Source organism: Mycolicibacterium austroafricanum, from assembly GCF_000612725.1.
Classification (GTDB): domain Bacteria; phylum Actinomycetota; class Actinomycetes; order Mycobacteriales; family Mycobacteriaceae; genus Mycobacterium; species Mycobacterium austroafricanum.
Window position 1 is genome coordinate 682,996 of sequence record NZ_HG964453.1, and the last position, 26,553, is coordinate 709,548.

26 protein-coding genes are annotated in these 26,553 nt (G+C 68.3%); 13 read left to right on the forward strand and 13 right to left on the reverse strand.

All coding sequences use genetic code 11. The features are described from left to right. Positions 1–10 precede the first annotated feature (10 nt). Both BN976_RS16910 and BN976_RS16915 read left to right on the forward strand, forming a co-directional pair. Positions 11–712 carry an AzlC family ABC transporter permease gene (locus BN976_RS16910; protein ID WP_051558451.1) on the forward strand — a complete coding sequence of 234 codons (702 nt, stop codon included), beginning with the start codon at positions 11–13 and terminating at the stop codon, positions 710–712. After that, on the forward strand, positions 705–1,031 hold the full coding sequence (locus BN976_RS16915) for a branched-chain amino acid transport AzlD family protein (RefSeq protein WP_011780955.1): 327 nt from the start codon (positions 705–707) through the stop codon (positions 1,029–1,031). Before BN976_RS16910 ends, BN976_RS16915 begins: the two co-directional genes overlap by 8 nt. Before the next feature lies 1 nt (position 1,032). On the opposite strand, the gene BN976_RS16920 is transcribed toward BN976_RS16915, so the two are convergent. Next, positions 1,033–1,656, reverse strand: a complete 624-nt coding sequence (locus tag BN976_RS16920; RefSeq protein ID WP_036372155.1) for a TetR/AcrR family transcriptional regulator — start codon at positions 1,654–1,656, stop codon at positions 1,033–1,035. Positions 1,657–1,726: 70 nt separating this feature from the next. On the opposite strand from BN976_RS16920, the gene BN976_RS16925 reads away from it, so the two are divergent. Continuing rightward, complete coding sequence (locus BN976_RS16925; RefSeq protein WP_036372158.1) at positions 1,727–2,755, forward strand: aromatic ring-hydroxylating dioxygenase subunit alpha; 1,029 nt, start codon at positions 1,727–1,729, stop codon at positions 2,753–2,755. Positions 2,756–2,771: 16 nt separating this feature from the next. Further along, entirely contained in the window at positions 2,772–3,845 is a 1,074-nt protein-coding gene (locus BN976_RS16930; RefSeq protein ID WP_036372160.1) for an NAD(P)H-dependent amine dehydrogenase family protein, read from the forward strand. Positions 3,846–3,854: 9 nt separating this feature from the next. Here BN976_RS16930 and BN976_RS16935 read toward each other — a convergent pair whose 3' ends face one another. After that, the gene (locus BN976_RS16935) at positions 3,855–4,748 is read right to left on the reverse strand and encodes an ICP22 family protein (protein WP_051558452.1); all 894 of its coding nucleotides are present in this window, start codon (positions 4,746–4,748) and stop codon (positions 3,855–3,857) included. 216 nt (positions 4,749–4,964) lie between these two features. Further along, positions 4,965–6,185 (reverse strand): cytochrome P450, encoded by a 1,221-nt coding sequence (locus tag BN976_RS16940; protein WP_036372163.1) that lies wholly within the window; start codon positions 6,183–6,185, stop codon positions 4,965–4,967. Positions 6,186–6,370: 185 nt separating this feature from the next. Between BN976_RS16940 and BN976_RS16945 the strand changes: the two genes are divergently transcribed. Continuing rightward, positions 6,371–6,907: a TetR/AcrR family transcriptional regulator gene (locus BN976_RS16945; protein WP_011780949.1), complete on the forward strand. Its 537-nt coding sequence runs from the start codon at positions 6,371–6,373 to the stop codon at positions 6,905–6,907. A 143-nt stretch (positions 6,908–7,050) separates the two neighbouring features. Further along, the gene (locus BN976_RS16950; protein ID WP_011780947.1) at positions 7,051–8,472 is read left to right on the forward strand and encodes an HNH endonuclease signature motif containing protein; all 1,422 of its coding nucleotides are present in this window, start codon (positions 7,051–7,053) and stop codon (positions 8,470–8,472) included. Between the two features lie 35 nt (positions 8,473–8,507). On the opposite strand, the gene BN976_RS16955 is transcribed toward BN976_RS16950, so the two are convergent. Genes BN976_RS16955 through BN976_RS16975 form a run of 5 tightly spaced genes read right to left on the reverse strand, consistent with a single transcriptional unit; the run spans position 8,508 to position 14,283 of the window. After that, on the reverse strand, positions 8,508–9,248 hold the full coding sequence (locus BN976_RS16955; protein WP_036372166.1) for an SDR family NAD(P)-dependent oxidoreductase: 741 nt from the start codon (positions 9,246–9,248) through the stop codon (positions 8,508–8,510). Between the two features lie 31 nt (positions 9,249–9,279). Further along, the gene (locus tag BN976_RS16960; protein WP_036372167.1) at positions 9,280–10,893 is read right to left on the reverse strand and encodes a dipeptide ABC transporter ATP-binding protein; all 1,614 of its coding nucleotides are present in this window, start codon (positions 10,891–10,893) and stop codon (positions 9,280–9,282) included. Next, complete coding sequence (locus BN976_RS16965) at positions 10,890–11,774, reverse strand: ABC transporter permease (RefSeq protein WP_011780944.1); 885 nt, start codon at positions 11,772–11,774, stop codon at positions 10,890–10,892. Before BN976_RS16965 ends, BN976_RS16960 begins: the two co-directional genes overlap by 4 nt. Continuing rightward, positions 11,771–12,721 (reverse strand): ABC transporter permease, encoded by a 951-nt coding sequence (locus BN976_RS16970; RefSeq protein ID WP_036372364.1) that lies wholly within the window; start codon positions 12,719–12,721, stop codon positions 11,771–11,773. Before BN976_RS16970 ends, BN976_RS16965 begins: the two co-directional genes overlap by 4 nt. Positions 12,722–12,735: 14 nt before the next feature. Continuing rightward, on the reverse strand, positions 12,736–14,283 hold the full coding sequence (locus BN976_RS16975; protein WP_036372169.1) for an ABC transporter substrate-binding protein: 1,548 nt from the start codon (positions 14,281–14,283) through the stop codon (positions 12,736–12,738). A gap of 129 nt (positions 14,284–14,412) precedes the next feature. On the opposite strand from BN976_RS16975, the gene BN976_RS16980 reads away from it, so the two are divergent. Then, positions 14,413–14,931, forward strand: a complete 519-nt coding sequence (locus BN976_RS16980) for a hypothetical protein (protein WP_011780941.1) — start codon at positions 14,413–14,415, stop codon at positions 14,929–14,931. 1 nt (position 14,932) lies between these two features. Then, positions 14,933–16,012, forward strand: coding sequence for an NAD(P)H-dependent amine dehydrogenase family protein (locus BN976_RS16985; protein ID WP_036372171.1), 1,080 nt, complete (start codon positions 14,933–14,935; stop codon positions 16,010–16,012). Here the strand turns inward: BN976_RS16985 and BN976_RS16990 are convergent. Then, positions 16,009–17,094, reverse strand: a complete 1,086-nt coding sequence (locus BN976_RS16990) for a class I SAM-dependent methyltransferase (protein WP_036372173.1) — start codon at positions 17,092–17,094, stop codon at positions 16,009–16,011. The two genes, BN976_RS16985 and BN976_RS16990, sit on opposite strands and share 4 nt — an antisense overlap. Positions 17,095–17,160: 66 nt before the next feature. Between BN976_RS16990 and BN976_RS16995 the strand changes: the two genes are divergently transcribed. Further along, the gene (locus tag BN976_RS16995) at positions 17,161–17,898 is read left to right on the forward strand and encodes an SHOCT domain-containing protein (protein ID WP_011780938.1); all 738 of its coding nucleotides are present in this window, start codon (positions 17,161–17,163) and stop codon (positions 17,896–17,898) included. 15 nt (positions 17,899–17,913) lie between these two features. On the opposite strand, the gene BN976_RS17000 is transcribed toward BN976_RS16995, so the two are convergent. Beyond that, the gene (locus BN976_RS17000) at positions 17,914–18,537 is read right to left on the reverse strand and encodes an MBL fold metallo-hydrolase (protein ID WP_036372176.1); all 624 of its coding nucleotides are present in this window, start codon (positions 18,535–18,537) and stop codon (positions 17,914–17,916) included. Next, on the reverse strand, positions 18,534–19,619 hold the full coding sequence (locus tag BN976_RS17005; RefSeq protein ID WP_036372179.1) for an S-(hydroxymethyl)mycothiol dehydrogenase: 1,086 nt from the start codon (positions 19,617–19,619) through the stop codon (positions 18,534–18,536). Before BN976_RS17005 ends, BN976_RS17000 begins: the two co-directional genes overlap by 4 nt. 146 nt (positions 19,620–19,765) lie before the next feature. Between BN976_RS17005 and BN976_RS17010 the strand changes: the two genes are divergently transcribed. The 4 genes from BN976_RS17010 to BN976_RS17025 all read left to right on the forward strand — a co-directional run bounded on the left by BN976_RS17010 (position 19,766) and on the right by BN976_RS17025 (position 24,060). Further along, positions 19,766–21,385: a helix-turn-helix transcriptional regulator gene (locus BN976_RS17010; protein WP_011780935.1), complete on the forward strand. Its 1,620-nt coding sequence runs from the start codon at positions 19,766–19,768 to the stop codon at positions 21,383–21,385. A gap of 87 nt (positions 21,386–21,472) precedes the next feature. Beyond that, positions 21,473–22,555 (forward strand): class I SAM-dependent methyltransferase, encoded by a 1,083-nt coding sequence (locus BN976_RS17015; protein WP_036372181.1) that lies wholly within the window; start codon positions 21,473–21,475, stop codon positions 22,553–22,555. 34 nt (positions 22,556–22,589) lie between these two features. Next, positions 22,590–23,414, forward strand: coding sequence for a serine hydrolase domain-containing protein (locus BN976_RS17020; protein WP_011780933.1), 825 nt, complete (start codon positions 22,590–22,592; stop codon positions 23,412–23,414). Between the two features lie 133 nt (positions 23,415–23,547). Next, positions 23,548–24,060: a DUF3145 domain-containing protein gene (locus BN976_RS17025; protein WP_036372367.1), complete on the forward strand. Its 513-nt coding sequence runs from the start codon at positions 23,548–23,550 to the stop codon at positions 24,058–24,060. Positions 24,061–24,067: 7 nt separating this feature from the next. On the opposite strand, the gene BN976_RS17030 is transcribed toward BN976_RS17025, so the two are convergent. After that, positions 24,068–24,970, reverse strand: a complete 903-nt coding sequence (locus BN976_RS17030; protein WP_036372183.1) for a diacylglycerol kinase — start codon at positions 24,968–24,970, stop codon at positions 24,068–24,070. Then, a complete protein-coding gene (locus BN976_RS17035; protein WP_036372369.1) occupies positions 24,967–26,547 on the reverse strand; it encodes an FAD-binding oxidoreductase in 1,581 nt (526 codons plus the stop codon). Before BN976_RS17035 ends, BN976_RS17030 begins: the two co-directional genes overlap by 4 nt. Between the last annotated feature and the right edge of the window lie 6 nt (positions 26,548–26,553).

Consider the following 26,553-nt stretch of genomic DNA (forward strand, 5'->3'; position numbering starts at 1 on the left):
AGGTATTTCAGTGCCGCCCCGTCCCGAGTCCGGCGACTCGCTGCGCCGTGTGCTGAGCCTTGCTGCGCCCATCGGCCTGGCGTTCATCCCTCTCGGTATGGCGCTGGGATTCCTGGTGGTGCACGCCGGGCTCGCGTGGTGGTGGGCGCCGGTGTTCGCGGCCGTCATCTATGCGGGTTCTCTCGAATTCCTGATGGTGCACCTGGCCGCGACGGCGGCGCCCATCGCGGTGGTGGCGCTGACGACCGTCGTGGTCAACTCCCGGCACGTGTTCTATGCGCTGTCATTCCCGCTGCACCGGGTCCGCGGCGTGCCGGCCAAGCTGTACAGCACCTACACACTGTCCGACGAGGCCTACGCGGTCGGCGTCAGCCCGGAGGCGAGGTCGTGGGGCACCCGTCCGATCCTGTTGATGCAACTGTGTTTTCACCTACTGTGGGTCACCGGTGCCACGATCGGCGGCCTGGTCGGCGAGGCGCTGCCGATCGAGCGCCTCACCGGTCTTGACTTCGCGCTCACCGCGTTGTTCATCGTGCTCGGCATCGACGCGTATCGGCAGCGGCCCGACCGGATCACCGCGGCCACGGCGGCCGTGTGCGCCGTCGTCGCGTGGCTGGTGGTCCCGGGGCAGATGCTGGTGTGCGCGTTCGCCGCGTTCGCGGGTGTTCTGCTGGTTCGGATGTCGTTGCAGCGCAGGGGCGACCGTGCCTGACAACGCCTACATCGCGGTGCTGGTGCTGGTCAGTGCGGCGGTCACCTGGGCGCTGCGCGCCCTGCCGTTCGCGGCGCTGGCGCCGATGCGACACAGCCGCGTCGTCAAGTACCTCAGCGTGCACATGCCGGTCGGGGTGATGCTGATTCTGGCGATCTACACCGTGCGGACGGTGGCCGGTGACACGGCCGTCGAGTTGCTGTGGTTGACGGCCGCCGTCGCGGTGACCGCGGGACTGCACCTGTGGCGCGGGCAGGCCCTGCTGAGCATCCTGGCCGGCACCACCTGCTACGTGACGCTGATGTCGGTGTGGGGCTGAGTCAGTCCGCGGCCTGCAGGTACGCCACGAGCGCGTTGGTCAGGCCGCGACGGGCGACGTCGAGGTCGGCGTAGGAGCCGAGCTGGCGTTCGGAGACCAGCCCGCGCATCGCGCCCGGAATCAGCGTGGCGATCTCCCGGACGCGGTCGGGGTCGACACCGAGACCGGCGAAGGCGTTGTGGCAGATCTGCAGCCAGGACTGCCCCCAGGAGAACAGCTCGGCCGCGGTCTGCGGGTACAGCCGCTCCAGCTCGGCGGGGTCGCGGGGGAGAGCGGCCCGCAGGTTCTCGATGGCGCGTGAATCAGGTTCTGCCAGGCCGTCATACAGTGTGTCGATGATGCTCGCGACGCGGTCGCGCAGCGAGGCGTCGGGGTCGACCGAGGCGAACACGTCGGCCCGGCGTTCGGCGGTGCGGTGCAGGACCGCGGCCCAGAAGCCGTCGGCGTCACCGAACTGGTACTGCACGGCGCCCCAGGTCGCACCGATGTCCTTGGCGATGCGGTTGGCCGAAACCGACCCGGGGTCGCCCGAGGCCAGCGACTTCAACGCGGCTTCGAGCATGTTCGCGCGGGTGGCCTGACCGCGTCGGTTGGGGCGCCGCGCGGATGCAGCTGCCTGGGTCATGGGGCGAGCCTACCGAAAGTTTCGTAGAACCTACTATGTTTCTTTCATCGGCTGTTCTATTCTTCAGCGCATGGCCAAACCGCCCCTGTCGATGAAACCGACCGGATGGTTCCAGGTCGCCTGGTCCAACGAGATCGGGGTCGGCGACGTCCACACCATGAAGTACTTCGACCAGGAGATGGTCGCGTGGCGCGCCGAGTCGGGACAGCTCACCGTGATGAACGCCTACTGCGAACACCTCGGGGCGCATCTGGGCTTCGGCGGCACCGTGCACGGCGAGGTGCTGCAGTGCCCGTTCCACGGGTGGCAGTGGAACCAGCAGGGCCGCAACGTCTGTATCCCCTACGAGGACCGGCCGAACCGTGGGCGGCGCATCAAGACCTACCCGGTGGTCGAACGCAACGCGTCGATCTACATCTGGCACGACATCGAGAACCGCGAACCCTTCTTCGACGCCCCCGACATCTTCGCCAGCTTCGGGGACGGCTCGAGCGCCGACGATTACTACCCGCAGCAGCGTCTGTTCGAGCAGGGCCTGGAGATGCACCCGCAGTACGTGCTCGAAAACGGGGTCGACTTCGCCCATTTCAAGTATGTGCACGGCACGCCCATCAACCCGATCTTCACCCGCCACGACTTCGACGAGCCGATCTCCTATGTCGACTTCACGATCACGTTCGAGGGTGACGACGGCCAGCGCATCGAGGAGGTCAACAGCGGCGTCGAGGCCATCAACGGCGGCCTGGGCATCGCGGTGACCAAGAGCTGGGGGATGATCGACAACCGCACGATCTCGGCGATCACGCCCGTCGACGAATCCACCTCCGACGTACGGTTCATGGTGTACATCGGCAAGCCGAGGGGGCAGGTGCGCGATCCCGAGCGCGCCCGGGTCAAGGCCGAGGAGTTCGGCGCCGAGGTGATCCGCCAATTCCGCCAGGACATCCACATCTGGGCGCATCAGCGTTACTCGGATCCGCCGGCGCTGGCGAGTTCCGAGCTGGCAGGGTTCACCGCGATCCGCGAGTGGGCCAAGAAGTTCTATCCGGACGGCAAAGGCGGCAGTGCCGCCGAGCTCGCCGCGCGTTCTGCTCACTGACTCCCGAAAGGTTCCCATGACGATCAAGGTTTTCCAGGTGGCCACCGGCAACGTCGGCTCCGAGATGATCAAGCGGATCGCCGACCAGCCGGATCTCGAACTGATTGGCGTGCACTGCTATTCGCCGGACAAGGTGGGCCGCGACGCCGGTGAACTCGCGGGGCTGGCGCCCAACGGTGTGATCGCCACCGGCTCCGTCGAAGCGATCATCGCGGCGAAGCCAGATGTACTGACGTTCCACGGTGTCTTTCCGGATGAGGACCTTTACGTCAAGGTGCTCGAGGCCGGCATCAACATCGTCACCACGGCCGACTGGATCACCGGCTGGCACCGCGACCGTAACCATCCGCACCCTTCCGGCAAGCCGGTCACCCAGCTACTCCAAGAAGCCTGCGAGAAGGGCGGATCCACGTTCTACGGCACCGGGATGAACCCGGGCCTGAACCAGATCCTCGGCGTGGTCTGCTCGGCCGACGTCGCCGAGATCGAGAACGTCACCACCATCGAGTCCGTCGACGTGTCATGCCACCACTCCAGAGACACCTGGATCGAGGTCGGCTACGGCCAGCCCGTCGACGACCCGGAGATCCCCGGCAAGCTGGAAAAGTACACCCGCGTCTTCGCCGACAGCGTCTACATGATGGCCGACTGCTTCGACCTGACCCTGGACGAGGTGAAGTTCAGCTACGAGCTCGGCGCGTGCACCAAGGACGTCGACCTCGGCTGGTACCAGCTGCCCAAGGGCTCGCTGGGCGGCAACTACATCAAGTACCAGGGCATGGTCGACGGTGTGCCCCGAGTCGAGACGCACCTGGAGTGGCAAATGACCCCGCACACCGACCCGAGCTGGGATATCAAGGGCTGCTACATCACCCAGATCAAGGGCGACCCGAACATCTACAACAAGCACATGATCTTCCCCAAGCCCGGCGTCGACCTGTCCGACCCCGCGAACTTCGCGTCGATCGGGATGACGGTGACCGGGATGCCGGCCCTGCACGCGATCAAATCGGTTGTCGCGGCACGGCCGGGCCTGATGACCAGTGCCGATCTGCCGCTGCGCGGCTTCGCCGGGCGGTTCAAGCTCTGACCGGCGGGCTCACTCTCCGGACGTGTCGGTAGATCCCTCCGCGCCGGACTCGGAATCCGGTGCGGTTGTCGCCGCCGGTTCGCCGGCCTCGGGCTCATCGGCGCCCTCATCATCGGCGTCCGCATCATCGGTAGAGGCGGGTTCCTCCGCGGCCGGTCCCTCCAGTTCCTCGACATCCTCTTGGGCATCCAGGTCTTCGTCGGTGCCGTCGTCGACATCGCCCTGCTGCTCGGCGGGCGGCGCCTCCGCGGCATCGCTTTCCGCGATGTCGCCCGTTTCGACCTGGTCGCCTTCGTCGACGGTGGCTGCATTGTCGCCTTCGTCGACGGTGGCGGTCTGCGACGCTTCCGACGGCACATAGGGAACCGGGACGACGAGGTCCCGGCCCGGCTGGGGCGACAGCGGCCGTCGCCACCCGATCGGAGCGTCCGCGGGTGCGCGGTCGGGCAGGACGACGATCGGCGGCAGTCCTGGGACATGCAGGTAGAGCTCGTCGACGGCGATGTAGACGGCGGAAAGCACGACATCCCAAGCAATTTCGCCGAGATTCTTCAGCACACCCTCGCCGCGGAGCATGTCCGTCCCGTTGAAGACGAGGCTCGCCACGAGGCTTTCGCCGAAGTTGAAACCGATGTAGAGCTGCTTTCCGAGATAGCCGAGGTCGTTGGCGAACGGCGTGAAGTCGGTGCGCAGCGCCTGGCGGAACGCGATGAAGTCCTCGTCGATCTGATCCGCGGTGGCCGGGTCTTCCTCGAGCGTCGCCGTCGGCGCTGCCGTGGTCCGCCGCGGCTCTGTGTCGCGCGCCGGCGCCAGCGGCCACGGGTAGAGCGGGCGCGACGAAGCGGCCAGATTAACCAGCTTCGACGATCCCGGGTCGCCGGTGGGCGGCACAGGCCGCTCCATGGGCGTAGCCATAACTGCGGCCCCTGTGACCGCTGCGACTGCCATGGCCGCACTGGTCCGAACAACAAAACTCATGATGACCCCCCATTTGAGTAAACGTTGTGCAGGCAACGTAACACCGTCAACAGCCCGTGGGAAGGGGGTAGTGGTTTGCTGGCGGTCTCCTGCTGGGTGTGCCGAGCCGTCCCGGCCGAGGTTGCTGGCGGAAGGGGAAAGTTACGTCATCGTCAACGGTAGCTCGTCGAGTCGGCGGACGAGCAGGCTCGGCAACCACCACCCCGGTCCAGTCGCATCGACCCACGACGTGTGCCGCAGCAGGTGGTCGATGACGATCCTGGCCTCGAACCGCGCCAGGGCGGCGCCGATGCAGAAGTGGGCGCCTTTGCCAAACGCGATGTGTGCCTTGCTGTTCGGGCGTTCGATCTGAAACTCATTCGGCGCGTCAAAACGCGCCGGGTCCCGATTGGCGGCACCCCACAACAGAAGTAGGCGAGAGCCCGCGGTGAGCTCTTTGCCGGCGAGCGCGCAATCCCTGACTACATGGCGGTAGTGCCCGCGGAACGGCGGCTCAAAGCGCAACACCTCTTCCAGAAAGGCGGGAATCAAGCCCGGGTCCGCGCGCAGGCGCCGTTGGACGTCGGGACGGGTTGCGATGATCTGCGTGGCCGATCCGATGAGCGCGGCGGTCGACTCGCCACCCGCACTGAACAGCGTCACGAGCATCACCTGCGCCGTCAAGTTGTTCAATTCTCCTGCCGCGCAGGCGGTGGCGATACAGCCCAGTAGGTTATCGCCGGGATCGAGCGATGCCCGGCCCAGCTTGTCAGAGATGTAGCCGGCCAACTCCAGAGCTGCGGTGCCTGCGGCGGTCAGCGTGTGCTCGTCCACACGCCCTTCAAGGATCTGGGTACTGGCATAGGCCCATGCCGCGATCCGATCGACGTCCTCGGCGGGAACACCGATCAGCTTGCAGACGACCGTCATCGGCAGGCGATCGGCTACCACAGCCATCCATTCCACAGGTGCGCCGGCAGGCATCTGTTGCCACAACGCGTGCATGGTGTTCTCGGCGAAGGTCTCCAGGGCGCGGACGCGTTTTGCGGCCAGATAAGGCACCAGCAATTTCCGGTGGGCGGCGTGCGCGGGATCGTCGGCTGTGGCGAGCGCCTGCGTGGGACTGCCCAGGGTGTCCAGGGGCAGAAGGCTCACAGTGCCGTCGGCCTGATACCGCATCGCGCCAGTCAGATTCGACGAGAAGTCGCCTGGGCGTGCGACGGCCTCGGTGATGGCGTCCCATCCGCAGACCGCGTAGAAGTCCGAATCGCCCACCCGGTGCACCGGAGCCTCGGCGTGCATCCGGGCGTAGAGCGGATGCGGATCCTGAAGGAACTCGTCGTGGAACAGGGCCAGGCCCAGATCGGTGTGTCCTACGGTCACCGATCCAGGAAATGCGGTGGCCGACAGGCACGTCAATGCTCGTGCGAAAGTTGAAATTCCAGGTGAGGGGATATGGGCCAGGAAGTCTCAGCGGGCACCACCGACCTGCCGAAATGCTGAGATTTCGACCATGTGATGTCTCATGCTGCGAAACTGAACTGCAAGGATCTCACGGAGGGAGAGCGGTGCGAGACGACTGGCTCGTCGGGGATCGGCGTGCCGAAGCGGCCGACCGCATCTTTTCGGCGGCGACGGACCTCATCGTGCGCGACGGTCTGGACGGCTTCGACATGGCCGCGTTGCAGGCCGCAGTGCACTGCTCGCGGGCCACCATCTACCGGCATGTCGGGGGTAAGGCCCAGATCCGCGAGGCCGTCCTGTTGCGCCAGGCGGAGAGGATCATCGCGACGGTTCGCTCCGCCGTGGTCGGGTTGAGCGGCGCCGAGCGCACCGTGACCGCGGTTGTGGTTGCGCTGGAACGGATCCGGGCCGACCCGATAGGACAGACGCTGCTCAGCGCAATGCGCAAGGATGAGTTGACGTGGATCGGCCGGTCCGCGGTCCCGCCTGCGCTGGCAGCCGAGTTGACCGGTATCGACGACGACGATCCGCAGGCCGCGCAGTGGATCGTGCGTGTGGTGCTGGCGCTGTTGTTCTGGCCGGTGGAGGATCCGGCAGCCGAACGAGAGATGCTGCAGCGATTCTTGATTCAGCGACCTTGACGAAGTCGGCGGGGCGCACACGGCAGCGGATTCGCCGACGTAAGGCTCGCTGGGATCGCTGACCCGAACCTGGCAGCGCGGGTTGTCCACAGCCGGCGATTTCGTGGTCGTCCGCGTCGGTGGGACCCGCTAGAATCGAACGTATGTTCGCATACGCGGAGCCTGCGGAACTCATCGACGCGATGAGTTCGGCGGCGCGTGCGGAGTCGGCGGCGATCGCGCGGCGGCTGGAAGCGGTCGCGGCGTTGTTTCGTTCCCGTAAGTGCGATTACGCCGAGGCAGGGTTCTTGCACACTGATGTGTATGAGGCGGTGGCGGCTGAGGTGTCGGCCGCGCAGAACATCAGCCGGTCGCGGGCCGGTTACCAGGTGGAGATGGCAGTGTCGCTGTACACCCGGTTACCGAAAGTGGCCGAAGCGTTCGCGCGGGGCGATATCGATTTGCGGATGGTGCAGATAGTTCTGGCCCGCACCAAGAACGTTGAGGATGACGTGATCGGCGGCCTGGACAAGGCCATCGCGCCCAAATTGTCGCGGTGGATGCGGTTGTCCAAGAACGATCTTCGGGATCGGGTGGATCTGTGGGTGGCGGATTTCGATCCGGCCGCGGTGCGGGTGCCGCCGGAAGCGAAGGACAACCGCTACTTCGATGTGACACCCGATGTACCGGGGATGGCCTTCGCCGGAGGACTGCTCAACGCCCGTGATGCCGCGGCGTTGGATCAGCGTCTGGAGGCGATCGCGGCGACGGTGTGCAGCAACGATCCACGCTCGCACAATAATCTGCGGGCCGACGCGGCGGGGGCGCTCGGGCGGGGGGAGTCGACCCTGACCTGTGAGTGCGGCGCCGAGGATTGCCCGGCCGCGGTGCTACGGGAGTCCGCGGCGCAGGTGGTGATTCACATCCTGGCCGAGCAGGCCACGGTGGACGGAGACGGTGACAAGGCGGGATACCTGCCGGGGTTCGGGGTGCTGCCGGCCGAGGAGGTCCGTGCCGCGGCCAAGACGGCGAAGCTCAAGCCGGTGCGATTGCCCGGCGCCGAACCGGAGAAGGGCTACCGCCCGTCGGCCGGATTGAAGGATTTTCTGCAGTGGCGTGATCTGACCTGCCGCTTCCCGGGCTGCGACGCCCCGGTGGAGCGCTGCGATGTCGACCATACGACGCGGTGGCCATTCGGGGTCACGCATGCCTCGGGGCTCAAGCATTACTGCCGTACCCATCATGTGATCAAGACGTTCCTCACGGGGGTGTACGGCTGGCGCGACGAGCAGCGTCGCGACGGCACGGTCGTGCTGACCGCGCCGACCGGGCACGTGTACACCACCGAACCGCTTGGCGGACTGCTATTCCCGACACTGGCGACACCGACCGCGCCACTGCCCGACGTCGAAGTGCCCGAAGATGACCCGGACAAGGCGGCGATGATGCCGCGGCGGCGTACCCGTGAGCAGGAACGGCGGGCTCGGATCGCGCGCGAACGCCGACAACGCATCGAGATCAACGCCGAACGCGAACGGCAACACCAGGCCTGGCTCGCCGCAACGTATGAACCACCGCCGTTCTGACGGGTCGTGGACTCAGCTGCTTACCGGCGCGCCAGTCAGCCGGCGCCCTTGCCGTTGTCGACCCGGTACACCGCGCCGTGGATCGCGGCGGCGTCGTCGCTGGCCAGGAACGCGATCGTCTTCGCCACATCGTCGGTCGCCATGAAGCCACGCGGGGAGGCGATCCGCATGATCAGATCCCAGTCGGCGTTCTCCGGCGCCTCGAACTCGGTGGTCTGCGCGGTCGGCATGCCACCCGGGCAGATCGCGTTGACCCGCAGCCGCTCCTTGGTGAACTCCACGGCCAGAGCGCGGGTCAAGCCGATCAGCCCGTGCTTGGCTGCGCAGTAACCGGCCGAATACACCTCGCCCTCGACGCCGGCGATCGACGCGACGTTGACGATGTTGCCGCCGGACTCCAGCAGATGGGGCAGCGCGGCACGGCACAGGTAGAACGGCCCGTTCAGATTCACCGAGAGGTCGGCCTCCCAGTCGGCGTCGGTCATGGACACGGTGTGGCGCATCTTGTGGAAGCCGGCGATGTTGGCCAGCACGTCGAGCCGCCCGAAGCGGGCCACACACTCGCTGACCGCCTGCGCGCACGCTGCGGGGGAAGTGATGTCCACCGACGAGAAGCTGCCGCCGGGAATGTCGGCGAACACCTCGGCCATCCGCAAGCCGTCTCGGGCCACCCCGAACACCGTCGCGCCGCGCTCGGCGAACAGCTTCGCCGTCGCCGCTCCCAGACCCGCCGACGCACCGGTGACCAACGCGACCTTGCCGCTGAGTTGACTCATGCCCACGACCTTCTCACGGCCGCGGCGAACGTCACACGGCGGAACGCGGTTTCACCGGCGGGACCGCCGCCAGCAGCGCCCGCGTGTACTCCTGCTGCGGCGAGGTGAACAGTTTGTCGGCGGGACGGTTCTCCACCACCTGGCCGCCGCGCATCACCAGAATCTCGTGACTGACCTGGCGGATCACCGCGAGGTCGTGTCCGATCAGCAGATAGGTCAACCCAAGCTCGCGCTGCAAGCGGGACAGCAGGTCCAGCACGCGGGCCTGCGCCGACACATCGAGCGACGCCGTCGCCTCGTCGAGGATCAGCAGATCCGGTTCGGCCGCCAGCGCGCGGGCGATGCTCACCCGCTGCCGTTGTCCTCCGGACAGCTCGTGGGGATACCGGTCGGCGAACTCGGTGGGCAGACCGACGAGGTCGAGCAGTTCCTCGACGCGCCGACGCCGTGTCTCCCGGCCGTCGACCAGCTTATGCACCACAAGCGGCTCGGCGATCGAATCGCCGATGCGGCCACGGGGGTTCAGTGAAGAGAACGGGTCCTGGAGGATGAGCCCGATCCGTCGTCTGATCCCCTTGGCGGCAGCACCTTTCACGTGCACCACATCGACGCCGGCCAGATTTGCGGTGCCGGCATCCGGTTTCACCAGGCCGGTCAGGCAGGCCGCGACCGTGGACTTGCCCGAGCCCGACTCTCCGACCAGCCCCAAGGTGGTGCCGCGGCGTACCGTGAACGACACGCCCCTGACCGCATGCACCGTCGAGCGGCCGACCGGGGTCGTCACCGCGAACCGGACGTCGAGGCCGTCGACCTCAAGCAGCCTCTCCGCGTCGGCGTCGGCGACGGCCGGCGGGCCCGCCCGGTCGAGCACGGGCCGGGCCGCCAGCAGGTCGCGGGTGTACTCCTCGCGGGGCCGGTCGAACACCTCCATGATCGGCGCCTGCTCGACGGTCACCCCGTTGCGCATCACCGTCACCTCGTCGGCCACCTGGCCGATCACCCCGAGGTCGTGGCTGATCCACACGACCGCGGTGCCGAAGTCGCGCTGCAGTTCGCGCACCAGCTCGATGATCTGGGACTGGGTCGTGACGTCGAGCGCGGTGGTGGGCTCGTCGGCGACCAGCAGCTCCGGGTCGCAGGCCAGCGCGATCGCGATCATCACCCGTTGGCGTTGCCCACCCGAGAGTTGGTGCGGATAGGCGTGCAGCCGCATCTGCGGCTCGGGTAATCCCACCGCCTCCAGCAGCTCCAGCGCCCGGTCCTTCGCCGCGCGTCGGGTCAGGTGTCGGTGTTTCTCAAGCGATTCGGTGATCTGACGTTCCAACGTCAGCAGCGGGTTCAGCGACGTGCCGGGGTCCTGGAACACGAATCCGATCCGCGCGCCGTGCACAACGCGCAGCACCCGGGGTGACGCGCCCACCAGCTGCACGGGCTCGTCGGCGCCGGTCAGCGTGCTCGACCCCGACACGCGGGCGCCGGGCGCGTCCAGCAGACCGGTGGCCGCGAGCACCGTCATCGTCTTGCCGGAACCCGATTCGCCGACGATGCCGACCGTCTTCTCGCGGGCGACGTCGAACGACACTCCGTCGACGATGGTGCGGGCGCCGATGCGGACCCGGAGGTTGTCCACACTCAGGACCGTCATCGTTCCCTCCTGCGGGCCTCGACCGTGGTGCGCTGCTTGGGATCCAGCACGTCGCGCAGCCCGTCGCCGAGCAGGTTGAACGCCAGCACGATCACGAAGATCGCGGCGCCGGGGAACACCGCCATCCACCACGCCATCGTCACGAACCCCTGCGAGTCGAAGATCATCCGGCCCAGCGATGGCTGCGGCGGCTGAATTCCCAAGCCCAGGAACGACAATGCGGCCTCGGACAGGATGGCGAACGCAAGCGACAGCGACGTCTGCACGATCAGCGGGCCCGCGATGTTCGGGAGGATGTGTCGCCGCAGGATGTACAGGTCGCCGGTGCCCATGGCGCGTGACGCCGACACGTACGGTTCTGTGCGCACCCCGAGCGTGCTCGCACGCGCCACGCGCGCGAAGATCGGCGTGTAGACGATGGCGATCGCCAGGATGGTGGTCGTCACCCCGGGGCCGAGGATGGCGACGACGGCGAGCGCGAGCAGAAGCACCGGGAACGCGAACATCACGTCCACCACCCGCATCAGCACCGTGTCCAGCCAGCCACCGCGATAGCCGGCGACCACCCCCACCGCGACACCGACGACCATGGCGAGTGCCACGCTCACCGCGGCGATCCGCATGGACGCCTGAACCGCCACCAACACCCGGGACAACACGTCGCGGCCCAGTTCGTCGGTACCGAACCAGTGCGAAGCGCTGGGCGGCGCAAGCGCATTCGGCACGTCGACGTCGTTGACGCCGTACGGTGCCAGCCAATTCGCCGTCACCGCAACGACGGTCACGGCGACGAGCACCAGCGCGCTCACCAGCGTGACCGGGTTGCCCGCCAGCAGCCGCCACGACGAGAGGCGCGTGTCGTTCGGGTCGGTCGTCGTCATCCCAACCGGATCCTCGGGTCCACGACGGCGTACAACACGTCGACGAGCAGGTTGATCACCAGGAACAGCGCGGCGATCAGGAGTACCGCGCCCTGGATCAGCGGATAGTCGCGGGCCGCCACCGCGTTGAACACCAACCGCCCCAGTCCGGGCCACGCGAACACCACCTCGACCACGATCACCCCGCCGAGCAGCGTGGCCAGCTGAATGCCGGTGATGGTCAGGATCGGCACCAGCGCGTTGCGCACCGTGTGCCGGAACGTGACGATCCGCGGCGAGAGCCCTTTGGACCGGGCCGTGCGCACGTAACCCATGGCGGCGACCTCCAACACCGCCGACCGCACATAGCGGGTCATGATCGCCGCGGCCACCACCCCGACGGTGAGCCCGGGCAGGACGACATGCCGGAGCCACCCGGCGGGGTCCTCGGTCAACGGCCGGTACCCGGAGGTCGGCAGCCACCCCAGCACCGTCGAGAAAAGCGCGATCAACAGGATGCCCATCCAGAAATCCGGGATCGACACCCCGAACTGGCTGCTGATACGGACCAGCGCGTCACTGAGCCGGCCCTCCCTCAGCGCGGCGTAGATGCCGGCAGGCAGTGCGATCGCCAACGCGATGACGATGCCGACGAGTCCGAGCGAGAGCGTGGCGGGCAGACGCTCCAGCAACGTCAGCGTCACCGGGTCGCCGTTACGGAAGCTGACCCCGAGATCACCGGTCAGCGCCGACCCGAGGTAGCCGAAGAACTGCGAGACGATCGGACGGTCCAGACCGCTCGCGGCGCGCAGGGCCTCGTAGGCCTCGGGGGTGTAGCGGGTGCCCAGCGCGATGCGCACCGGGTCGCCGGGCACAAGGTGCACCAACGCGAACACCACGACCAGCACACCGATCATCACGACCGCCGAGAACAGCAGCCTGCGCGCGACGAACCGGAGGACCGGCATGGCCGTGGACATGACTACGCACCCCCGTCCGCGCCGAACGTCGCGCTCCGAAAACGGACCGCACCGTCGCGGCGCGCCTCGTATCCGGACAGAGCCGGGTTCCAGGCCTGGATCACCGACGGGTTGTACAGGTAGATGTAGCTGACCTTGTCGGCGATCAGCGTCGCGGCGCCGGCATACTGCTCCTTGCGGGCGGCTTCGTCGGTCTCGACCCGGCTGGCGTCGAGCAGCCGGTCCACCTCGGGATCGGAGAACTTCTGCGCGTTGCTGGTGCCGTCGGTGTGATGCTGGGCGTAGTAGAAGTCGTCCGGATCGATGTTGCCCAGCCAGCCCATCATCAACATGTCGAAGTTGCCGGAATTCTGTTCGTCGAGCCAGGTGGCGAAGTCGACGGTGCGGATCTTCACCGAGATACCCAGGGGCGCAAGGTTGTCGGCGATGATCTGGGCCGCGGTGACGGTCTCGGGATACTCGGTGGTGACGAGCATGTCCAGCTCTCGTGGCTGGGCGCCCGCTTCCCGCAGCAGCGTCCGCGCCGTCTCCAGGCCCTGCTCGCCGTCGTCGCGGTATCTGTCGTAGGGCGTGAACCACGGATTGCCCTGTGGTATCGCCAATTGATTGACGGCCGCCGTGCCGTAACTGGTGGCCTGCACGATCGCGTCCCGGTCGACGGCGTAGGCGACGGCCTGCCGCACCCGCACGTCATTCCACGGCTCGCGCGCCTCGTTGAGCGCCAGGTACCAGTAGTCGTTGCTCGGGGTGACCGCCAGTTCCAGCGATTCGTCGTCGCGCAACTGCGTCACCCGTTGTGGCGGAACAGAATCCGTCCAGTCGATCTCGCCGGCCTGCAGTGCCGACAACGCCGTCGACGGTTCGGAGATGAACCGGTACGTCACGCCCGACACGCCGGGCGGCCCGTCCCAGTAGTTCGGATTCGCCGCCAACGAGATCGAGTCACCGCTCTTCTGGCCGAGGAAGCGAAACGGCCCGGTGCCGACCGGTTGGGTGGCGATCCGTCCGCTCTCGACGTTGGCGCGCGACACGATCGCCATGCCCTTGAACCCACCGAGATTGGTCAGCATGTTCGGGGTGGGGCGGTCGACGCGGATGACCACGGTGTTCGGATCGGGCGCGTCGACCGCGGCCACGGAGCTGAACTTGTCGGAGTTGGCCAGCTGCTCGTCGATGATGCGGCGGTAGGAGAACACGACGTCGTCGGCCGTCAGCGGGGTGCCGTCGTGGAACGTCACGCCGGGCCGCAGATGAAACGTCCAGGTCAGCTGGTCGGGGCTGACCTCCCAGGCCCGGGCCAGCGCCGGCTGTATCTGCAGATTCCCGTCGGGCTCGACCAGGGTGTCGAACACGTTCTCCAGTACCTCGAACGAGAAGTACGACGTGGTCTTGTGCGGATCGAGTTGGTCGGGTTCTCCCGCGATGGCCGCGATCAGGGCGTCGGCGGCGCCCGCACCCAGATCGACCCGATCGCCGGGCGAGCAGCCGGTGAGAGCGGCCAGAAAGACGCATGTGGCGAGAACAACGGTCCGCACCGCCGTCGTCACCATATGGAAGGCCAAAGGGAACCACCCTGCACTTGAGTCTGCGCAGAGTGCTCTACCCGAAGGTCCGGCGGGCAAAACCCGGCACCCGACAAACCCGTGACTTTGTCCACCGGCGGCTGAAATACTGCGGGCATGAAGTTGCTGCGCGGTCTGGCCGCGATCGTCGTTCTTGCCGGTGCCGCTGTGGGATTCTCGGCGCCGGCCCAGGCGGCCAACGTCATGCAGGGTGTCTACAACTACACGTCGGAGGGGCAGACCGGCACCTGGACCATCTATCCGACGTGCGTGCCCGTCGTCGGTGACCTGCGCGAACCCCTGTACCTACCGGTGGGATGCAGGCTGCACGTCAACCCGTCGCGCGGGCTGACCGGAGGCGACGCCGCGCTGGTCGGCGGGGTGTGGGGCTTCTCCGTACCCAAGACGGAGGGCATGCAGTGCCCGGACGGCAGCTGGGAGCCGACCGTGGAGGTCATCAGGTTCGACGACGTGACGATGTCGGGGACCCGCAAGATCACCCACAACGGCAACTGCGGCACCGCGCCGGGCATCATCGAGATCCCGTTCACGCTGTCCTTCAAGGAGCCGCTGCCGATTCCCGTGGACCAGTACCCGCTGATCTGCGAGCCCGGTGGCCTGCGGCGCTGCTTCTGAGATGACCGACGTGAAACGCGTGGTGATCTGGGGGACCGGTTTCGTCGGCAGGATGGTGATCCCCGAGGTCGTCCGCCATCCCCAATTCGAGCTCGTCGGGGTCGGGGTCAGCAACCCGGACAAGGCCGGCCGCGACGTCGGCGAGATCTGCGGGATGGGCCGCGACATCGGCCTGATCGCCACCGATGACGTCGACGCCCTGATCGACCTGAAGCCCGACGCGCTGGTGCACTACGGCCCGACGGCCGCGCACGCCGAGGCCAACATCGAGCTGATCACCCGCTTCCTGCGCGCGGGGATCGACGTGTGTTCGACGGCGATGACGCCGTGGATCTGGCCGACGATGCACCTCAACCCGCCCAACTGGATCGAACCGATCACGGTGGCGTGCGAACTCGGGGAGTCGTCGTGCTTCACCACCGGAATCGATCCCGGGTTCGCCAACGACCTGTTCCCGATGACGTTGATGGGACTGTGCTCGGAGGTCCGCCGGGTGCGCGCCTCCGAACTGCTGGACTACACCAATTACGAGGGTGACTACGACCGCGAGATGGGCATCGGACGGCCACCGGAATACCGGCCGATGCTGGAGAATCCCGACATCCTGGTATTCGCTTGGGGTGCAACGGTTCCGATGATCGCGCATGCCGCGGGGATCATGCTCGACGAAATCACCACCACCTGGGACAAGTGGGTGACACCCACGGAACGCAAGACCGCCAAGGGCGTCATCGCGCCCGGTCACGTCGCAGCCGTCCGTTTCACCGTCAACGGGGTGTACCGCGGTGAGACCCGCATCCAGCTCGAGCATGTCAACCGGATCGGCAGCGACGCCGCACCCGACTGGCCGTCGGGCAACGAGAACGACGTCTACCGCGTCGACATCGAGGGCACGCCGAGCATCTTCCAGGAGACCGCGTTCCGGTTCACCGATGGCTCCGGGCGCGACGCCGCGGCGGCCGGCTGCCTGGCCACCGGGCTGCGCGCACTCAACGCGGTGCCCGCCGTCAACGATCTCTCACCGGGCTGGGTGACCGCGCTGGACCTGCCGCTGATCCCAGGTCTGGGAACGATCCGCTAGGGCCTGGGCCTCTTGACCAGGACCACGTGGGCGAGCGGGATCCGGGTCGGCTCGGGCGAGGCGGCCAGCCGCTCGGCGATGCCCTTCTCCAGCCGGTCGAAGAACTCCGCGGTGCGTTGATCGGCGCCACCGTCGTCGAGCGCCCGCGCAAGCGCCGGAAACAGCGACGCGCGTGCGAACCCGGCCCAGCGCGCTCCGAAAGTGCTTGCGTCGCTGTCGACCCGGTAGCGCTCCCAGAACCGGTCGGTGGCGTCGAAGATCTCCAGGTGCTCGATCTCAAGCCGTTCGAAGCGGCCGGACGGCGCGAACGGGGCCACGAAGTCGGCGGCACGGCGGGCCATCGTGGGAAGGCACATCCGCGCCACTTCGTCGGCGGTCAGCAGTCCGGCGCCGGCCAGTTCGTCGAGCGTGTCGAGCAGCACCGACATCAGCGGCCGGAATCCGGAATCGCCGTCGTCGCCGACCGCCGTCGTCATCACCACCAGCCGCCCACCCGGGCACAACTCGCGGCCACGGAACGCGATGAACTCGTGCCAGTCGTGGGCCGCCTGCCTGGCGTAGGCGGCGCGCACCCCCTCGTCTGAGCAGAAGTCGACCTGGATGTGGCCCTCGATGCCACACGGGACCCGGGTCAACCAGTGGATCGCCCACGCACTCCAGCCCAGGTGGACGCTGTTCGACGGCAGGATCTGGGAGTAGAACGACCGGCCGATCGCCGAGACGAACGTGGCTTTGTCCTTGTGCAGGTAAGTGTCCGGGTCGTTCTCGACGGTGTGGAACAGTGCGGTGAAGTCATTGTCCGGCCGGTCGGTGTGCGCCACCAGCACCGAATGCTCGGGCCGGGTTCGCTTGCGCAGCACCGCGATCGCCGCACCGATCGGCAGCAGCGAATTGAGCCCGTTGCCCGCGCCGTAATCGGCGATCACGATCGGCTGGGGTGGCTGCGGCAGGGGCACCGCGGCCGCCGCGCGCTCGAAGACGGCGATCGCGGGTACCAGGCCGGCGGCCTGCAACCGCGAAGCGGCACTGTAGGAACCGCTGTCCTTCGGCTCGGGGCGCACCACGATGCTGGACTCCGCCATGCCCCGAACGGTAGTCCTCGCGCCGACGTCACGTCGTAGGAAGCCGGGTCATGACATGCTCTGCCCATGAAGGGACGGGTCGGCCCGCGGATCGCCGTCATCGCCGCGATCCTCACGATGGTGGTCGGGGCGGCCGGGTTCTTCGTCACGTTGATGCTGAACGCGTTCGTGTTCGACGAGTTCGACGCCTACGGCGAGGTGCCCGTCCCCGGGTCCGGCCGGCTGCACCTGCCCGCCGGGGAGGTGACCATCAGCTTCCACACCGCGGTGACCGGGGGCACCGGCGGCGGCTTTCCGGTGCCTGCGCTGCAGTTGGCCATCTCACCGTCCGCGGGTGGGCCCGACCCCGTCGTCACCGAGACCATGGGGTCGACCACTTCGGTCAACAACGACGTCCGGGTGCGCATCTGGGTCGCGCAGATCCCCGCGGACGGCACCTACGACATCGAAACCGGGGGCAACGTCCGCGGCTACATCGACCCGCGGCTGGCCTTCGGCCGCGACACGTCGTCCGGCTGGCTGCCGTGGGCGCTCGGTGGACTGTTCGTCGCCGGTCTTGCCGGGCTCGCGCCGGCGTTGGTGTGGTCGTCACGCGCGGGCAGGCGACCGCAACCCCTGCGGGGGCCGGTCAGCCTCGACGAGCCGAGTTGGCCGGGGCCGTTGCCGCCGCCGGTGGCCTCCTATCAGCCCACCGATCAGGGGGTGCGGCTGGAGCAGTTGAAGACGCTGGCGGCGCTGCGCGATTCCGGAGCGCTCACCGCCGCCGAGTTCGAAGCCGAGAAGCGCCGCATCCTCGACGGTTGATGCCCGCGGGGCGGATCAGTGCCCCCTGGCCACCCATTCGTCGTAGTGCACGATCTCGTCGCCCACCGTCGTGGAGTCGCCGTGACCGGTGTAGACCACCGTCGCACCGGGCAGCTTGCCGAGCCGGCCCGAGATCGACTCCAGGATGGTCGGGAAGTCCGAGAACGACCGGCCTGTGGCGCCGGGGCCACCCTGAAACAGGGTGTCGCCGCTGAACACCGCGTTCAACTCCGGGGCGTGCCAGCACACCGAGCCGGGAGAGTGCCCGGGGGTGTGCAGTGCCCGCAGCTCGGTGCCGGCGACGCGCAGCGTCTCGCCGTCGGATACCGAGCGGAAGTCGCTGTCGGGGTGGGTCATTCGCCACAGCACCTCGTCGGCCGGGTGCAGCAGCACTGGTGCGTCGAGCGCCTGCCCGAGCTGTGGCGCGACGGTCACGTGGTCGTTGTGGCCGTGGGTGCACACCACCGCCACCACGTGCCGGCCGCCGACGGCGTCGATGATCGGGTCGGCGGTGTGGGCGGCGTCGAACACCACCACCTCGTTGTCGTCGCCGACGATCCAGATGTTGTTGTCGACGTCCCAGCTGCCGCCGTCGAGCTCGAATGTGCCACTGGTCACCAGCCGCTGAATCGTGCTCACAGCACCACCACCGACCGCAGCACCTCTCCGGCGTGCATCTTGTGGAATGCGTCCTCGATCTGGTCCAGACCGATGCGCTCGGAGACGAACTTGTCCAGCGGGAACCGGCCCTGCAGGTAGAGCGAGATCAGGGTCGGGAAGTCCCGCTCGGGCAGACAGTCGCCGTACCACGAGGACTTCAACGACCCACCGCGAGAGAAGAAGTCGATCAGCGGCATCTCCAGCGTCATGTCCGGAGTCGGCACCCCGACCAGGACCACGGTGCCCGCCAGGTCACGCGCGTAGAACGCCTGCTTCCACGTCTCGGGCCGGCCCACCGCGTCGATCACGACGTCGGCGCCGAAGCCGTCGGTGAGGTCCTGGATGGTCTTCACCGCATCCAGCTCGCCGGCGTTGATCGTGTGCGTCGCACCGAACTCGCGGGCCCAGTCCAGCTTGCGGTTGTCCATGTCGACGGCGATGATCCGCTTCGCCCCGACCAGCCGGGCACCCGCGATCGCCGCGTCACCCACCCCGCCGCAACCGATCACCGCGACGGTGTCATCGCGGTTGACCGCACCGGTGTTGATCGCCGCGCCCAGGCCGGCCATCACACCGCAGCCCAGCAGACCCGCCGCGGCCGGGTCGGCCGCGGGATCGACCTTCGTGCACTGACCTTCGTGCACCAGCGTCTTGTCGGCGAACGCGCCGATGCCCAGCGCCGGGGTCAGCTCGGTGCCGTCGGTCAACGTCATCTTCTGTTCGGCGTTGAAGGTGTCGAAGCACAGATGCGGGCGGCCGCGCTTGCACGCGCGGCACTGGCCGCACACCGCACGCCAGTTCAGAACCACGAAATCACCGGGTGCCACGTTGGTGACGCCGGCACCGACCGACTCCACGGTGCCCGCGGCCTCATGCCCCAACAGGAACGGGAACTCGTCGTTGATCCCGCCCTCGCGGTAGTGCAGATCGGTGTGGCAGACGCCGCAGGCCTGGATGTCGACAACGACCTCGCCCGGCCCTGGGTCGGGGATCACGATCTCCACCACCTCGACCGGTTGACCTTTTGCCCTGGAGACCACACCTCGCACCGTCTGAGTCATGCCGTAACCCTAATGGGCGGGCAGACTCGAGACGTGTCCGACCATCGAGCATTCGCCCCGCTGTTCGTGGCGCTCGACGGATATTGGATGGGCCTGGCGAAACGCTCGGTCGAAATGGTCTGATCGGGGATACCGTGGATGCTGCGATGCTCACCGACACCCAGATCGACCTCCTCTCCGCCGCCCGCACAGCGCATCAGCGGCGTGACTGGGCTGCCAGCTACGAGGCGTTCGAACTCGCGAGCCGGTACGCGCCGCTGCGCACCGACGATCTGGAGGCGTTCGCGTTCGCGTCCTGGCGGCTCGGCCACATCAAGGAGTCCAGCCGCGCCGCGGAGCGGGTGTTCGCCGAGCTGACCCGGACCGACCCGAACGCCGCAGCGATGAAAGCCAACGAGCTGGCCCTGGCGTGGCTCGTGCGCGGCGACATCAACATCGGACAGGGGTGGATGAGCCGGGCCCGCAGGCTGCTCGCCGCCGCCGAGGAGAGCCAGGCCCACGGCTACCTGATCTACCTCGACGCCGTCGTGGCCGCCATCTCGCAGGACCTCGACGCGCTCGCCGGCCACGTGCGGTCGCTGCGCGAGACCAGCGAGCGTCTCGATGTGCCCGCGGTGACCGCGCTCGGGCTGATCGCCGCCGGCATCGAAGCGATCCTGCACGCCCGCACGGCCGAGGGATACGCGTTGATCGACGAGGCCATCCTGCCGCTGATGGCCGACCAGGTGCCGATCGAGTGGGCCGGTGACATCTACTGCATGGTCCTGCATCACTGCCACAAACTCGCCGACCTGCCGCGGATGCGGTCGTGGACGCAGTCGATGGAGCAGTGGTGCGGGCTCTCCGGGTCGGTGCCCTACGGCGGGGTGTGCGACGTGCACCGCCTTCAGGTGCAGGTCGCCTCAACCGACCTCCGGGGTCTGGAGGACAGGCTCGGCACAGCCAGCCGGGCGCTGGTCGAGGTGAACGCCTGGGCGGCCGCCGAGGGCTACTACCAGCTCGGCGAGGTGCGCCGGCTCAAGGGTGACTTGGACGGAGCCGCAACAGCTTTCGAGCAGGCGCGGGCGCTCGGTCTGGATCCGCAACCCGGTGAGGCGCTACTGGCGTGTCGGCGGGGCGACAACGCGGCGGCGTGGACGTCGATCCGGCTTGCGCTCGCCGGTGGCGACCGGCTGGCCCGGGTGCGGCTGCTGCGTGCCGCTGTCGAGATCGCGCTGGGCCGTGACGCGCTGTCGGAAGCCGAAAACTATTGCCGGGAGCTGGAAGCCGACGCCAAGGCGTTCGGCACGCCGGGCTTCCGGGCCTGGGCGGCCCACGCCCGCGGAGCCGTGGCGGTGCGACGCGGGGATTTCGGGGTCGCGCTGGAATCGCTGCAGAGCGCGTTGCGCGAGTACCGGGTTCAGCAGTCTCGGTACGAGACGGCGGAAGTCTACGAGTGGATGGCGTTGGCGAAGCGGGGACTCGGCGACCGCGAAGGTGCCGTCGCCGACGCGGCCACCGCCGACGCCATCTACGTCCAATTGGGCGTGGAGCCCGCCGGGATCTGCGGGGCGCCGACACCCGGAGGCCTGACCCGTCGGGAACTCGACGTGCTGACCCGCATCGCCCGCGGCGCCACCAACCGGCAGGTGGCCGAGCAACTGCACCTGTCCGACAAGACGGTGAGCAGGCATTTGGCCAACATCTACGCCAAGCTCGGAGTGTCCACCCGGACCGCGGCGGCCAACTGGGCGTTCCAGCAGGGTGTGCTGACCGACGAACGCTGAACTACATCATCTGCACCATGGACGCAGCGCCGAAAACGCATGAATTGCCCGATGACGGTGGGCGCCGGGCGGTCTAGCGTTTCCGGCATGACAACACTGATCGGGAATACGGCGGTCGCCCCCGAGACCACCGAGGAGTTCGCCGAACGCATCGTCGGCACCATCGACGGAGCGAGCATCGCGATACTCCTGTCCATCGGCCACCAGACCGGACTGTTCGACACGCTGGCCCAGCTGCCGCCGGCGACGAGCACGCAGATCGCCGACGCCGCCGGGCTCGACGAGCGGTATGTGCGGGAGTGGCTCGGCGGAATGGTAGCCGGGCGGATCGTCGACTACGACGCGGCCGCGCAGGCGTACTCGCTTCCGCCGCACCGCGCCGCCGTGCTGACCCGCGCCGCGGGCCCGGACAACTTCGCCCGGGTCGCCCAGTTCATCCCGCTGCTCGGCGAGGTCGAGCAGAAGGTGATCGGCTGCTTCCACAACGGGGGAGGGCTGTCCTACGCCGAATATCCGCGCTTCCACACGCTGATGGCGGAGGAGAGCGGCGAGGTCTTCGACGCCGCCCTCGTCGACGTGATCCTGCCGATGGTCGACGGGCTGCCCGCGCGCCTGCGCAGCGGTGTCGACGTTGCCGACTTCGGTTGCGGCAGCGGCCACGCCGTCAACGTCATGGCGAGTGCGTTCCCCGCCAGCCGGTTCGTCGGTCTGGACTTCTCCGAGGAGGGGTTGGCCGCCGGCGTCGCCGAGTCGCGCGATCTCGGACTGACGAACGCGACGTTCGCGGCGACCGACGTCGCCGACTACGACGCGGTCGACGCCTTCGACCTCATCACGGCGTTCGACTCCATCCACGACCAGGCCCACCCGGGTCGGGTGCTGGCCAACATCCAGCGCGCGCTGCGGCCGGGTGGAACCTTCCTGATGGTCGACATCAAGTCCTCCAGCCGGGTCGAGGACAACGTCGGTGCGCCGTTGGCCCCGTACCTCTACACGGTCTCTACCATGCACTGCATGAGTGTCTCGCTGGGACTCGGCGGTGACGGGCTCGGCACCTGCTGGGGACGCGACCTGGCCACCTCGATGCTGGCCGACGCCGGATTCCGCGACGTGCAGGTGCGGGAGATCGACTCCGACCCGCTCAACCTGTATTACATCGCCACGAAGTGAGTCCGCTCCCGGACCCTCGCTAGGCTCGGGCCCGATGAGCGCACTCGATGCCCTGAACGACTGGCCGGTCCCCACTGCCGCGGCCGCGGTGGTGGGGCCGTCCGGTGTGCTGGCCCGTCACGGGGACACCGGGCGCCGGTTCCCGCTGGCGTCGGTCACCAAGCCGTTGGTCGCCCGCGCCGCACAGGTGGCCGTCGAGGAGGGGGCCGTCGACCTGGATTCGGAGGCCGGGCCGCCCGGTGCGACGGTGCGTCACCTGCTGGCCCACGCCGCCGGTTACGAGATGAGCTCGTCGAAGGTGTTGGCGGCACCGGGCACCAGGCGGATCTACTCCAATTACGGATTCACCGTTCTGGCCGAGAAGATCGAGGCGGAGTCGTCGATTCCGTTCGCCACCTACCTGGCCGAGTCGGTGTTCGAACCGCTGGCGATGTCCGGCACCGCCCTCGACGGCGGGGCCGAGGCGGCCGGCTACGGCGTGACCTCGACGGTCGAGGACCTCGTGGCGTTCGCCCGTGACCTGCTGGAGCCGGTGACGGTGTCGGAGCAGATGCACCGCGAGGCGATCAGCGTCCAGTTCCCGGGTCTCGACGGCGTGCTGCCCGGATTCGGCGTGCAGCGCCCCAACGACTGGGGGCTGGGCTTCGAGATCCGGGGTGGCAAATCTCCGCACTGGACCGGGTCTGCGAACTCGACCCGGACGTTCGGCCATTTCGGGCAGTCCGGGACGTTTCTGTGGGTCGATCCGGACGCCGCCCTGGCGCTGGTCGTGCTGACCGACCGCAAGTTCGGGGACTGGGCGCACACCGTCATGCCGGCCCTGTCTGATGAAGTCCTAAGAGAGTTCGGGGCGGACTAGCGCAACACCCGTCTCACGAGGCACAATAGACACGCAAGCCACAACTTAATCAGCTTCATCGCATCATCTGCGCCGTTCGGAAACCACCAGGTCGTTGGGGAAGACGTCCCTCGTGGAACCGAAGGAGCAACAGATGCGTGCAGCGAACCAATTCGCCGACGCGACGACGGGCGTGGTCTACATCCACGCGTCGCCCGCGGCGGTGTGCCCGCATGTCGAGTGGGCGTTGTCGTCGACCCTCAACGCGAGGGCGAATCTGAAGTGGACCCCGCAGCCGGCCATGCCCGGTCAGCTGCGCGCCGTCACCAACTGGGTCGGCCCGGTCGGCACCGGCGCCGCGCTGGCGAACGCGCTGCGCTCCTGGTCGGTGCTGCGTTTCGAGGTGACCGAGGACCCCAGCCACGGCGTCGACGGACACCGCTGGTGCCACACCCCGCAGCTCGGTCTGTGGAGCGGAGCGATGAGCGCCAACGGCGACGTGATGGTCGGCGAGATGAGGCTGCGCACGCTGATGGCGTCCGGAGCCGACGTGCTGGCCGCCGAGCTGGACTCGGTGCTGGGCACCGCATGGGACGAGGCCCTGGAGGCCTACCGTGACGGCGGCGAGGGCGCCGAGGTCAGCTGGCTGAGCAGGGGAGTGGGCTAGGCCGGATCTAGGACGGGCGCAGGATCTTCAGTGCGCCCGGGACGGCGGACACCTCGACCGGCAGCGGGCACACGTACTCGCCGTCGGCGTAGGCATTGATGCCCGGTGAGTCCACCGTGATGGTGCGTGCCCGCGCCGTACGTACCTCGTCGAGGTTCACGTGCGTGCCCTTGAACACCGTGGGGAACAACCGGATCAGCCGCGTCCGTGACGCCGACGCGACCATCGTCGCGTCGAGCAGGCCGTCACGCGGGTCGGCGTCCGGGCAGATCTTCATCCCGCCGCCGTAGCTCTTGGTGTTGCCGAACGCGGCGAGCGTGAGCTCGGTGTCGAACTCGGCGTCGCCGTCGAAGGACAGCCGGAACGGCAACAGCCGCAGCTTGGACAGCTCGGCCACCATCGCGAGGTTGTAGCGCATCCGCCCGTGCGGCCAGCGCATCCGGTTGGTGCGGTCGGTCACCAGCGAGTCGAAGCCGGCGGCCATCACGGTGCCGAACCATCTGTCGGTGCCGTCCGCCCCCTTGATGCGGCCGAGGTCCACGGTGTCGGCGACGCCGTCGACGATCACGTCGGCCGCGGCTTCGGGGTCCCTGGTGGGGATGCCGAACTCACGGGCGTGGTCGTTACCGGTGCCCGCCGGGACGAGGCCGAGCGGAATGTCGGTCTGTGCGAGCACCTGCAGGGCCAGCGAGATGATGCCGTCCCCGCCGACGACGACGAGTGCGTCCATGCCGCGCTCCAGGGCGCCCTCCACCAGCTGCCGGGCGTGGGACGAGTCTCTGCCGGCGATGGCGACGACATCGACCCCGCGGTGGTGCAGTTGGGTGATCGCTCGCTCGGCGGCGTGCGGTGCGTTCCCGTGCCCGGATGTCGGGTTGGTCAGCACCGTGACCCGCGCCGGTGGGCTCACGGAATCAGCTTGCCCGGGTTGAGAATCCCGGCGGGGTCGAGGGCCTCCTTGACGGCCCGCAGCACCGTGACGCCGAGGTCGCCGATCTCGTCGCGCATCCACGGGCGGTGATCGGCGCCGACGGCGTGATGGTGGGTGATGGTGGCGCCGCTGCGCAGCATCGCCTCGGATGCGGCGGCCTTGGCGTTGCGCCACTGCTCGATCGGGTTGCCGCGCTGGGCGGCGACCACGGTGAAGTACAGCGATGCGCCGGTGGGATACACATGCGAAATGTGGCACAACACCAGGGCGGGCGTACCCGATTCGGCCAGTGAACCCGTCAGCGCCTCGGTGACGGCGGCCTTGAGCGCCGCCACGTTCGACCAGTTGGTCGCCGTCTCCAGCGTCTCGCACAGCGCCCCGGCCGACAGCAGCGCGTCGCGCAGGTAGGGCGCGTTGAACCGGCCGTGCTCCCAGGCCCGCGCGGGACCTTCGCCCAGCGAGGTTCCGCCGCTGGCGGCCAACAGGTCCCGGGTCTCGGCGTGCCGGCTCGCGACGTGGGCCTCGGTGCCCTCGAACGCGGTGATGGCCAGGCACCCGCCGGTGACCTGCTGTTCGCCGATGCTCTCGGTGGTGGCCAGGTTGACCCCGGTCTCGGCTTCGTCGGACAGCCGGATCACGGTGGGGCCGGTGCCGGTCTGCGCCACCGCCCGCAATGCGTCGGCGCCGGTGGCGAAGTCGGGAAACGACCACGCCTCGTACCGGGTGGCCTCCGGCACGGGATGGACGCGCACCCGGACCCGGGTGATGATCCCGAACGTGCCCTCGGAGCCGAGCAGCAGCTGACGCAGGTCGGGGCCGGCCGCCGAGGCCGGTGCCCGTCCCAGGTCCAGCACACCGGCCGGCGTGACGGCGCGAAGTCCGCGGACCATGTCGTCGAATCGGCCGTAACCTGCGGAATCCTGGCCCGACGAGCGGGTGGCGGCGAACCCGCCGATGGTCGCGAAGCAGAAGCTCTGCGGGAAATGGCCCAGCGAGAAGCCCCGCTCACCCAGCAGTCGCTCGGCGTCCGGGCCGGTCAGCCCGGCACCCAGCTCGGCCTCCCAGGACACCTCGTCCAGGGAGTGCAGTTCGTCGAGCCGGCGCAGATCCAGCGACACCACGGCCTTGAAGTCGCCGCGGGTGGGGTCGAGCCCACCGACCACGCTGGTGCCGCCGCCGAACGGGACGACGGCGATGCTGCGTTCTCCGCAGAACCGCAGAACCTCGGCGACGTCCCGGTCGCCACCGGGCAGCACGATCGCGTCCGGAGCGTCCTGGACTCCGAAATCTCTGCGGCGCAACAGGTCCAGCGTCGACTTGCCGCCGGCCCGAAGCAGCCGGGCCTGGTCGTCGGTGGTCACGTTCGCCGCGCCCACCACCGCGCTCAGACCGTCGAGGTCGGCCGGGGACAGCGCGGACGGACGCAGCCGCACCTGTTCGAGGGTGGGTTCGTCGATATCGGCGCCGTCGATGCCGAGCGCCTGGCCCAGCAGGGCCCTGATCGCGGGCGACAACGGCTTGGCCGCGGCGGGGTCGCCCCACGCGTTCCACTGCATCATGCG

What these genes read in the sequence shown, in the direction of transcription:
- BN976_RS16990 (WP_036372173.1), bottom strand. Translation starts at nt 17,094, where the DNA reads ATGGCGGAGTCCAGCATCGTGGTGCGCCCCGAGCCGAAGGACAGCGGT.
- BN976_RS16970 (WP_036372364.1), bottom strand. Translation starts at nt 12,721, where the DNA reads ATGCCGGTCCTCCGGTTCGTCGCGCGCAGGCTGCTGTTCTCGGCGGTC.
- BN976_RS17010 (WP_011780935.1), top strand. Translation starts at nt 19,766, where the DNA reads ATGCTCACCGACACCCAGATCGACCTCCTCTCCGCCGCCCGCACAGCG.
- BN976_RS16920 (WP_036372155.1), bottom strand. Translation starts at nt 1,656, where the DNA reads ATGACCCAGGCAGCTGCATCCGCGCGGCGCCCCAACCGACGCGGTCAG.
- BN976_RS17015 (WP_036372181.1), top strand. Translation starts at nt 21,473, where the DNA reads ATGACAACACTGATCGGGAATACGGCGGTCGCCCCCGAGACCACCGAG.
- BN976_RS16930 (WP_036372160.1), top strand. Translation starts at nt 2,772, where the DNA reads ATGACGATCAAGGTTTTCCAGGTGGCCACCGGCAACGTCGGCTCCGAG.
- BN976_RS17035 (WP_036372369.1), bottom strand. Translation starts at nt 26,547, where the DNA reads ATGCAGTGGAACGCGTGGGGCGACCCCGCCGCGGCCAAGCCGTTGTCG.
- BN976_RS16935 (WP_051558452.1), bottom strand. Translation starts at nt 4,748, where the DNA reads ATGGAGCGGCCTGTGCCGCCCACCGGCGACCCGGGATCGTCGAAGCTG.
- BN976_RS16925 (WP_036372158.1), top strand. Translation starts at nt 1,727, where the DNA reads ATGGCCAAACCGCCCCTGTCGATGAAACCGACCGGATGGTTCCAGGTC.
- BN976_RS16955 (WP_036372166.1), bottom strand. Translation starts at nt 9,248, where the DNA reads ATGAGTCAACTCAGCGGCAAGGTCGCGTTGGTCACCGGTGCGTCGGCG.
- BN976_RS16965 (WP_011780944.1), bottom strand. Translation starts at nt 11,774, where the DNA reads ATGACGACGACCGACCCGAACGACACGCGCCTCTCGTCGTGGCGGCTG.
- BN976_RS17025 (WP_036372367.1), top strand. Translation starts at nt 23,548, where the DNA reads ATGCGTGCAGCGAACCAATTCGCCGACGCGACGACGGGCGTGGTCTAC.
- BN976_RS16975 (WP_036372169.1), bottom strand. Translation starts at nt 14,283, where the DNA reads ATGGTGACGACGGCGGTGCGGACCGTTGTTCTCGCCACATGCGTCTTT.
- BN976_RS16950 (WP_011780947.1), top strand. Translation starts at nt 7,051, where the DNA reads ATGTTCGCATACGCGGAGCCTGCGGAACTCATCGACGCGATGAGTTCG.
- BN976_RS16980 (WP_011780941.1), top strand. Translation starts at nt 14,413, where the DNA reads ATGAAGTTGCTGCGCGGTCTGGCCGCGATCGTCGTTCTTGCCGGTGCC.
- BN976_RS16985 (WP_036372171.1), top strand. Translation starts at nt 14,933, where the DNA reads ATGACCGACGTGAAACGCGTGGTGATCTGGGGGACCGGTTTCGTCGGC.
- BN976_RS17020 (WP_011780933.1), top strand. Translation starts at nt 22,590, where the DNA reads ATGAGCGCACTCGATGCCCTGAACGACTGGCCGGTCCCCACTGCCGCG.
- BN976_RS16960 (WP_036372167.1), bottom strand. Translation starts at nt 10,893, where the DNA reads ATGACGGTCCTGAGTGTGGACAACCTCCGGGTCCGCATCGGCGCCCGC.
- BN976_RS16995 (WP_011780938.1), top strand. Translation starts at nt 17,161, where the DNA reads ATGAAGGGACGGGTCGGCCCGCGGATCGCCGTCATCGCCGCGATCCTC.
- BN976_RS17005 (WP_036372179.1), bottom strand. Translation starts at nt 19,619, where the DNA reads ATGACTCAGACGGTGCGAGGTGTGGTCTCCAGGGCAAAAGGTCAACCG.